Source organism: Mesorhizobium sp. B2-6-1 (assembly GCF_006440475.1).
In the GTDB taxonomy this organism is placed as follows: Bacteria; Pseudomonadota; Alphaproteobacteria; order Rhizobiales; family Rhizobiaceae; genus Mesorhizobium.
The window spans coordinates 908,868-916,767 of record NZ_VFUH01000001.1; the positions used below are offsets into that span (position 1 = coordinate 908,868).

Annotated in this window: 12 protein-coding genes; 5 read left to right on the plus strand and 7 right to left on the minus strand. The window is 63.1% G+C overall.

The window, feature by feature from the left end; all coding sequences use genetic code 11:
* Window positions 1-2 precede the first annotated feature (2 nt).
* The 3 genes from FJ443_RS04705 to FJ443_RS04715 all read right to left on the minus strand — a co-directional run bounded on the left by FJ443_RS04705 (window position 3) and on the right by FJ443_RS04715 (window position 1,455).
* Entirely contained in the window at window positions 3-434 is a 432-nt protein-coding gene (locus FJ443_RS04705; protein WP_140500513.1) for a heme-binding protein, read from the minus strand.
* Window positions 435-623: 189 nt separating this feature from the next.
* On the minus strand, window positions 624-857 hold the full coding sequence (locus FJ443_RS04710; protein WP_140517602.1) for a hypothetical protein: 234 nt from the start codon (window positions 855-857) through the stop codon (window positions 624-626).
* Between the two features lie 76 nt (window positions 858-933).
* The gene (locus tag FJ443_RS04715; protein WP_140517603.1) at window positions 934-1,455 is read right to left on the minus strand and encodes a helix-turn-helix domain-containing protein; all 522 of its coding nucleotides are present in this window, start codon (window positions 1,453-1,455) and stop codon (window positions 934-936) included.
* Window positions 1,456-1,544: 89 nt separating this feature from the next.
* On the opposite strand from FJ443_RS04715, the gene FJ443_RS04720 reads away from it, so the two are divergent.
* Both FJ443_RS04720 and FJ443_RS04725 read left to right on the plus strand, forming a co-directional pair.
* The gene (locus FJ443_RS04720; protein ID WP_140517604.1) at window positions 1,545-2,429 is read left to right on the plus strand and encodes an alpha/beta hydrolase; all 885 of its coding nucleotides are present in this window, start codon (window positions 1,545-1,547) and stop codon (window positions 2,427-2,429) included.
* Window positions 2,430-2,479: 50 nt separating this feature from the next.
* Window positions 2,480-3,136, plus strand: coding sequence for a glutathione S-transferase family protein (locus FJ443_RS04725; protein WP_140517605.1), 657 nt, complete (start codon window positions 2,480-2,482; stop codon window positions 3,134-3,136).
* Between the two features lie 35 nt (window positions 3,137-3,171).
* Here FJ443_RS04725 and FJ443_RS04730 read toward each other — a convergent pair whose 3' ends face one another.
* The 3 genes from FJ443_RS04730 to FJ443_RS04740 form a co-directional block, all read right to left on the minus strand.
* Window positions 3,172-3,435: a metalloregulator ArsR/SmtB family transcription factor gene (locus tag FJ443_RS04730; protein WP_140500522.1), complete on the minus strand. Its 264-nt coding sequence runs from the start codon at window positions 3,433-3,435 to the stop codon at window positions 3,172-3,174.
* A 31-nt stretch (window positions 3,436-3,466) separates the two neighbouring features.
* Entirely contained in the window at window positions 3,467-4,714 is a 1,248-nt protein-coding gene (locus tag FJ443_RS04735) for an MFS transporter (protein WP_140500523.1), read from the minus strand.
* A gap of 84 nt (window positions 4,715-4,798) precedes the next feature.
* The gene (locus FJ443_RS04740) at window positions 4,799-4,993 is read right to left on the minus strand and encodes a DUF1192 domain-containing protein (protein WP_140500525.1); all 195 of its coding nucleotides are present in this window, start codon (window positions 4,991-4,993) and stop codon (window positions 4,799-4,801) included.
* A 121-nt stretch (window positions 4,994-5,114) separates the two neighbouring features.
* On the opposite strand from FJ443_RS04740, the gene FJ443_RS04745 reads away from it, so the two are divergent.
* The 3 genes from FJ443_RS04745 to FJ443_RS04755 all read left to right on the plus strand — a co-directional run bounded on the left by FJ443_RS04745 (window position 5,115) and on the right by FJ443_RS04755 (window position 7,478).
* A complete protein-coding gene (locus FJ443_RS04745) occupies window positions 5,115-6,125 on the plus strand; it encodes an NAD(P)H-quinone oxidoreductase (protein WP_140662923.1) in 1,011 nt (336 codons plus the stop codon).
* A gap of 195 nt (window positions 6,126-6,320) precedes the next feature.
* Complete coding sequence (locus FJ443_RS04750) at window positions 6,321-6,461, plus strand: DUF1127 domain-containing protein (RefSeq protein ID WP_140500528.1); 141 nt, start codon at window positions 6,321-6,323, stop codon at window positions 6,459-6,461.
* 324 nt (window positions 6,462-6,785) lie between these two features.
* Entirely contained in the window at window positions 6,786-7,478 is a 693-nt protein-coding gene (locus tag FJ443_RS04755) for a DUF1013 domain-containing protein (RefSeq protein WP_140517606.1), read from the plus strand.
* A gap of 62 nt (window positions 7,479-7,540) precedes the next feature.
* Here the strand turns inward: FJ443_RS04755 and FJ443_RS04760 are convergent.
* On the minus strand, window positions 7,541-7,900 hold a 360-nt coding region (locus FJ443_RS04760), incomplete at its 5' end, for a WYL domain-containing protein (protein ID WP_140662925.1).

Here is a 7,900-nt window from a genome sequence, read left to right on the forward strand (position 1 = left end):
CCTCAGCCCGGATCGGCGGTGAAGCCGGCGGCCTCGATGCCGGCGATGGCGGCGGCTTCGTCATTGTCCGAGCTGTCGCCGGAAATGCCGACGGCGCCTATGATGCTGCCTGCCTTGTCGCGGATCAGCACGCCGCCCACGACCGGCAACACGCGTCCGCCCGAGACGTCGGAGATGCCGGTCATGAGATGCGGGCGCTCCTTGGCGAAGGCCTCGACGCGGCGCGAGCCCATGCCGATGGCGAGCGCGCCATAGGCCTTGCCGGCGGACATTTGCGGGCGCAGGAACGAGGCGCCGTCCTGGCGCTGGAAGGCGACGAGATGGCCGCCGGCGTCGAGCACCGAGACGCCGAGCGGCCTGAGCTTGAGCTCCGCGCCCTTGGCGAAGGCGGCGTCGATGATCTCGAGGGCTTTGTCGAGCGGCAGTGCGGTCATGGCGATCTCCTGTTTGAAACGGATATCATCGGCAGCCAGCCGGACGAGGCAATCCAGGTTCCGGTTGAAATTGCTTCGTGGAAAGCGGGGTGAACGCGCCGATCCGGATCGCGCCTATGCCGCGATCCACCAAATGCGATCAATGGCCACCGGCTCAGGGCCGGCAACGAAGCAACCGGGAGCGGCGTGCTACTTCTTCTTGGCGCGGGCGGGCTTCTTGGCGGGCACTGCCGGCGCGTTGGCAAGGTCTTCGGCTTCCTTGGCCAGCCGCAGCGCCCGCAGCTTGTCGGTCTTGACCTTGCGGGCATCGCTCTCGGCGACATACTCGGCCATCGCCTTCTGTCGGACCGTGGCCGCTTCCTCGTGCTTCTTGAAGCGCAGATCGGCGCGCGCGCGGGCAGTATCCCTAGAGTTCTCAACCAAGAGTCTGTTCCAATCTCGTGACGTGATTTTCGGCCTCTTGTAGCAGAGCCGGCCATTCAACGGGGAAAATAGTTGGTCACGCGGTCGGGTTGGCGCCGAGAGCCTTGCTGGCGAGCACGGCCTCATAGGCGGCCTGCAGGGTCGCGCGTACAGAGGGGCCGGACGCTGCATCGAGGGGCGTGCCGAGATGCTCGTGGCGCAACTCATCCATGAATTTCTCCCATAGCGGCGGCCCGCCCTTTTCCAGAAGCTCGGCCCGGATCGACAATTCCTCGCTGACCGGCAGCCAGACGCGGCCCCAGGCGCCGAGATGGGCCAGGATCGGCACCAGGGTGATCGCCATTTCGGTCAGGCTGTAGATCGCCTTCTGCTTGTGCGAAGGATCGTCGGCCTTGGTCAGCATGCCCAGATCCATCAGCCGCTTCAGCCGGTCGGCCAGTATGTTGGAAGCAATGCCTTCCATCGACCCGTTGAGCAACTCGCGAAAATGGCGCCTGCCGCCAAAAATCATGTCGCGAAGGATGATCAGGCTCCAGCGGTCGCCGAACACTTCCAGCGAAAGATTGATCGGGCAACCCGAGCGGCGATCGATGTTCATTCGACTTCTCCAAAACCGGTTGCATTATTGTATCGGTTTTATTATGGTGCAACCGATTGCAAAATGCAAGCAGATGAGGAGGCGACGCGATGACGAAGACTGGACGCCCCACTATCATATCCGAAGCCTTTGGCGACCCCGCCGACCCCGCTCTGCTGCTGATCATGGGAGCGATGGCCTCAATGCTGTGGTGGCCGGAGGCGTTTTGCCGGAAACTCGCCGCCGCGGGACTGTTCGTAATCCGCTATGATAATCGAGATACCGGCCGCTCGACCAAATATCCGCCGGGAGAGCCGCCCTACACGTTCGACGACATGGCCGACGATGCGATCGGCGTTCTCGACAGCCACGGCCTCGACAAGGCGCATATCGCCGGCATGTCGATGGGCGGCATGATCACGCAGCTCGTGGTGCTCAAGCATCCGTCCCGCGTCGCGTCGCTGACCGTGATCAGCAGCTCGCCGATGGGAGTGGACACCTCGAACCTGCCGCAGACCAGCGATGCCTATATCAAACATTCGGCTGAAGGCGCGCACATTGACTGGTCGGATCGCCGCCAGGTCATGGACTTCATGATCAAAGATGCCAAGGCGATCGCCAGCACAGCGCATCCCTTCGACGAGGGCCGCATGAGAGCCTTCATCGAGCGGGACTACGATCGCTCCGGCGGCCTGCTCAGCGCGACCAATCATTTCCTGCTCAAGGGCGATAGTGATCGATGGAGGGGCCGACTGCACGAGATGAACGCGCCGCTGCTGGTCATCCATGGTACGGCCGATCCCATCTTTCCGGTCGAGCATGGCGAAGCGCTGGCCGGGGCGGTCGCCGGCGCGAAACTCCTCCGGGTTGAAGGCGGTGGCCACGAACTGCATCCGGACGATTGGGATGTGATCGTCACCGGCATCGTTGCTCATATCCGGGCCGATTGGCACTCAAAGCGCGGTCCTGACGCCACAAGTTTGGGCAATAGTTAAGTAAACATTTCGGTACTAGACGATGTGAACCCCGAGACAGGTGAGCAAAAATGTCCCTGACGCTTCACTATCATCCGCTGGCCTCGTTTTGCTGGAAGCCGCTGATCGCGCTCTACGAGAACGGCACGCCGTTCGCGTCCGTCATCGTCGATCTCGGCGACGAGCAGTCGCGAGCGGCCTTCCTGAAGATAGCGCCCTGGGGCAAGATGCCCGCTTTGCGTGACGATGCGCGCGACCGCACCGTGCTGGAGTCGACCCTCGTCATCGAGTATCTGGCCGCGCACTATCCCGGACCGGTCGACCTCGTCCCCGCCGATATCGACCTCGCAATCGCGGTTCGCCAGGCCGATCGCTTTTACGATCTCTATGTGCAGGAACCGATGCAGAAGATCGTCGGGGACCGGCTGCGCCCGGAACGTAGGACCGATCCGTTCGGCGTCGAACAGGCGCGCGACCAGTTGCGCAATTCCTATGCGATCATCGAGCAGGAGATGGCGTCGAGGAACTGGGCTGTGGGCGACGCCTTCACCATGGCCGATTGCGCGGCCTCGCCGGCCCTGTTCTACGCCAACAAGGTCGAGCCATTCGGCGACAGATATCCTGCCGTGAGTCGCTACCATGACCGGCTGTTGCAGCGGCCGGCCTTCGCCCAGGTGATTGAGGAGGCGCAGCCCTATTTCAAGCTCTTCCCCTATAATGATGGCTGATCGTGGTGCGTGACCGGTCGTTTGAACAGGAACGATCAAGTCTCCCAAAATTGGTCGAGCCAGATGTTGAGTTTCAGGAAGCCGGCATTGCTCACCGTATAGACGCGCCGCGTGCCTTCGGCCTTGGCGTGGACAAGGCCGGCATCGAGCAACACCTTCAGATGCTGCGATACGGCCGGACGTGAGACCGGCAGCCCGGCTGCCAGTTGATTGACGGTTTTGGGACCGCGTCGAAGTTCTTCCAGGAGATGGCGCCGGTTGGGATCGGCGATCGCCATGAAGGCGTCGGAAAGCATCATGCCTCATTTGTGGGGCAAAGTTCTTCGAATCTCAACCGTTTGCTTCTGCTTTTCTTCGTGGGTCAAGCCGCAATGCTTCCGGCGTCACCGAACGGTCGGCGGGCTGCGTCTTGAAGGCGTCGCGGTCCTCGATCGGCACCGGCGCGCGGCGGCTGATGCGCAGCAGCGTGTAGCCTGCCAGGGAAAGATGCGCGAAGGCGGTCGCCAGAAACAGGCCCTCCGGACGCATCCAGCCCATCAGGGCGGCCGCCAGCAAGGGTCCGATCATGGTGCCGAAGCCATAGAGCAGCAGCAGGCCGCCCGAAACCTTGACGAAGTCCTCGGCACTGGCGTGGTCGTTGGCATGCGCCACGGCGATCGAATAGAGCGTATAGGCGAAAGCACCGTAGGCGGCGGTGAAGACGATGACGAAGACGCCGGAGCGCGGCTCGAACAGGAAGATCAAGAGCGCGAACAGCGCAGCGCCGAAAGCGGCACCCGCCAGCACGAAGCGCCGGTCGGTCTTGTCGGAGAAACGCCCGGCCGGAAGCTGCATGGCGGCACCCGCCACCACCACCAGGCTCATCATCAAGGCGATCTCAGCGGTGGAGATGCCGATGCGGGCGCCATAGACGGCGCCAAGCGTGCCCCATGCGCCGTTGGCGATGCCGATGAGGACGCAAGCGATGGCCGAGACCGGCGAGTTGGCGTAGAGCCCCTTGACGTCGAGCTTGACGTCCTGGAGCGGCTTGGGGTGCGAGGCGGTCGATACCGCGGTCGGGATCAGTGACAGGCAGAACAGGATGCCGGTGATCATGAAGAGTGAGGCCGATTTCACGTCGCCGCCGGCGACGATCATCTGCCCGCCCATGATCGAGGCATAGGTGACCATCATATAGAGGCCGAAAACGGTGCCGCGATTCTCGTTGGTGGCCTTTTCGTTCAGCCAGCTTTCGATGACCATGAAGGCGCCGGCCATGGTGAAGCCGGTGAAGGCGCGCAACAGGATCCAGACATATTCGTCGATGACCAGTCCGGTGAGCAGCGCAACGATGGCGCCGGACGCGGCGAAGGCGCCGAAGGCGCGCACGTGGCCGGCACGGCGCACGATACGTGGTGCAAAGAAGCAGCCGGTGACGAAGCCGCCGGCCCAGGCTGTGCCCATCAGGCCAAGCGATGCGGTGGAGAAGCCTTCCACCTGGCCGCGCAGCGGCAACAGCAAGCCGTGCAATCCCGACGCTGCCAAAAGGAAGGCGGTGCCCCGAAGCAGCGAAAGGATCGGTCTGTAGGCTGCGAGCATTTTTTGATCCGGCTGAAATCGAGGAGAGACGCAGAGTCTGAAGACAGTCGCATTCGGGCTTTTCGGAGGCGGGTCTTTTCGGCCTTATCCGCGGCGGAACAGCGCCTCGGCCGCGGATTTGGTGCTGTCCTTCGACTTGAGTTCAGCCTCCAACCGGGCGATCTCGTCACGCAGGATGCCGATCCGTTCCGACAACTCGCCGACGGAGAGCAGCGACAGGTCCTGCCCGATCTCGTGCGGACGCGCCTTCTTCTTGGGTTCGTCGTCGAAGATCGCCATTTGTGCTCCTCCTCCGCCATACCGATTGGCCATTTGCCTGATTTGCCAATGAGCATACATAGGGCAGGGGCGTCGATGCAAACAGCCGGCAAGAATGCGGCGAGGAAAGACGGGAGATTTCATGGCGAGCGGATCTAAAATTCCGGCAAGGATGACGGCCATCGCGATCTCCGAGCCGGGTGGGCCCAGGGTGCTGAAACCGGAGACGCGCGATGTGCCTGTGCCCGGTCCCGGCGAGATATTGATCAAGGTGCGCGCCGCCGGCGTCAACAGGCCCGACGTGCAGCAGCGGAAGGGCGCCTATCCGCCGCCGCCCGGTGCGTCGGACCTGCCGGGCCTGGAGGCGTCGGGCGAAGTGGCCGCGCTCGGCGACGAAATCTCTCGCTGGCGCCTTGGCGAGCGCGTCTGCGCGCTCACTCCCGGCGGCGGCTACGCCGAATATGTCAAGGTTCATGCCGGCAGCGTGCTGCCGCTGCCGGCCGGTTTCACCCACACGGAAGCGGCGGCCGTGCCGGAAAACTATTTCACCGTCTGGCACAATGTGTTCGAGCGCGGCGGCTTGAAGAAAGGCGAAACGCTGCTGGTCCATGGCGGCTCTTCGGGTATCGGCACGACGGCGATCCAGCTTGCATCGGCCTTCGGTGCCCATGTCATCACTACGGCCGGCAACAAGGAGAAATGCGATGCCTGCCTGAAGCTCGGAGCCGACCGGGCGATCAACCACCGCGAGGAGGATTTCGTCGCGGCGGTCAAGGAAGCGACGGGCGGCAAGGGTGCCGACGTCATCCTCGACATGGTCGGCGGCGACTATGTGGCGCGCAACTACGAGGCCGCGGCGGTCGAGGGCCGGATCGTCCAGATCGCCCTGCAAGGCGGCGCGGTGGCGAGCGCCGATTTCTCGAAAATCATGGTCAAGCGGCTTGTTCATACCGGTTCGACACTGAGGCCGCGCACCGTCGAGTTCAAGGCGGCGCTGGCAGCCGCGCTCGAAGCGCAGGTGTGGCCGTTGCTCGGCACGCGCCGGATCGCGCCCGTCATGGACATGATCTTCCCGCTTGCCGATGCCTGGCGGGCGCATGAGCGTATGGAGGAAGGCGATCATATCGGCAAGATCGTGCTCGACGTCGGCTGACGGCAACATTGCCGATGCCTGGCTGGCCGAGGCGGGCTCATACCCGCGACCCGGCCCCTGCCTGCAAGCTGAACAAAAGCTTAATGGTGCAATGCAGCATTTGCATCATTGCTATGCAAAATCAGCCATTCAAGTGCCGCTCGATGATGACTATTTGAGCATCATCGAAACGAACACCCCATTTGGAGGACTGACATGAACCCGATCCGCGCTTTCCGTAACTGGCGTATGTACAACGAGACCGTGCGCGAACTGAACCGCCTCAACGCGCGCCAGCTCAGCGATCTCGGCATCAACCGCGCCGACATCGAAAAGATCGCCCGCCAGGCGATCTGACTTCAAGAACCGCCCCGCCGCAAGACGGGGTCGCAAAGCAGAGCCGCCGCAGACGCTTGCTCGTCGCCGGTTCCGAACCCGCCGGACCTGTCCGGCGGGTTTTGTCTTTCTGGACCCCAAACATATTCGCGGCACCATTTTCATGCCGCCCGTGATTGATCTGCCCCGGTGTGGTTGCCAGATCGACGGGCGTTCCCAAAAACGCCTTCCCAAAAACATTGCGGAACCGCCGGAGAGCGGTTATATAACCTGCGAATTTCCCATTTTGGTGGCTCTAAACCACCGCCCGCGCGGGAACGCGGGCGAACGAGAAGGATTTTTAAAATGGCCAATACGCTGCTGATGCCAAAGGCGACCGCTGTCTGGCTGGTCGACAACACCGCGCTTTCCTTCGAGCAGATAGCACAGTTCTGCGGGCTGCATCCGCTCGAGGTCAAGGCGATCGCCGACGGCGAATCGGCGCAAGGCATCAAGGGCATGGATCCGATCATGACCGGCCAGTTGACCCGCGACGAGATCGCGCGTGCCGAGAAGGATCCGAACCAGCGGTTGAAGCTTTCGGACCCCAAGGTGCGGGTGCCGGAATCCAAGCGCAAGGGGCCGCGCTACACCCCGCTGTCGAAGCGTCAGGACCGACCGAACGCCATTCTCTGGTTAGTGCGCAACCATCCCGAATTGAAGGACGCGCAGATCTCGCGCCTCGTCGGCACCACCAAGTCCACGATCGAGCAGATCCGCGAGCGCAAGCACTGGAACTCTGCCAACCTGCAGCCGATGGACCCGGTGACGCTCGGTCTCGCCTCGCAGATCGATCTTGACATGGAAGTCAACCGCGCATCGCGCGGCCGCGAGCAGGCACAGCCGGTCGGCGACACATTGCTGCCGGCGGCGCTGACCGAGCGCCTGGTTCCGGCTCCCGAAAAGCCGAAGGACGAGGATGCCGAACTCGACGCCAACGCCGTGTTCGCCAAGCTCTCGGCTCTGAAGTCGAAGGACAGGGATAACGACGAGGAGTAGAATTCTCGCGAACTCGACCGAAAAGCCCGCTTCGAGCGGGCTTTTTTACGGGTTGGGAGACCTCAGCTTCGCGCCGCACGGTCCGGCGCCATGCCGTAATCCTCGCTGCGTTCCACCGCCCGGTAAAAATCGGCGAGCTGCTTGCCGCGCTCCGGCTTGAAGACGCGGCCTGCGATGACCACCGAGGCGATGCGATCGATGCGGAAGGCGCGGAAATCGTCGCGCATCTCGCACCAGGCGACCAGCGTCCACACCTTGCCCCAGAACCAAAGGCCCAAGGGCCTGATGTCGCGGGCGGTGCCGCGGCCGGCTTCGTCCGAATAGTCGATGGTCAGCACCTGGCGCTTCTCGATGGCGCGCTCGATCAGGTCGATCGCCTCGCGCGCGGCATCGCTCACCACCCACATCGGCGCGGTGCTGCC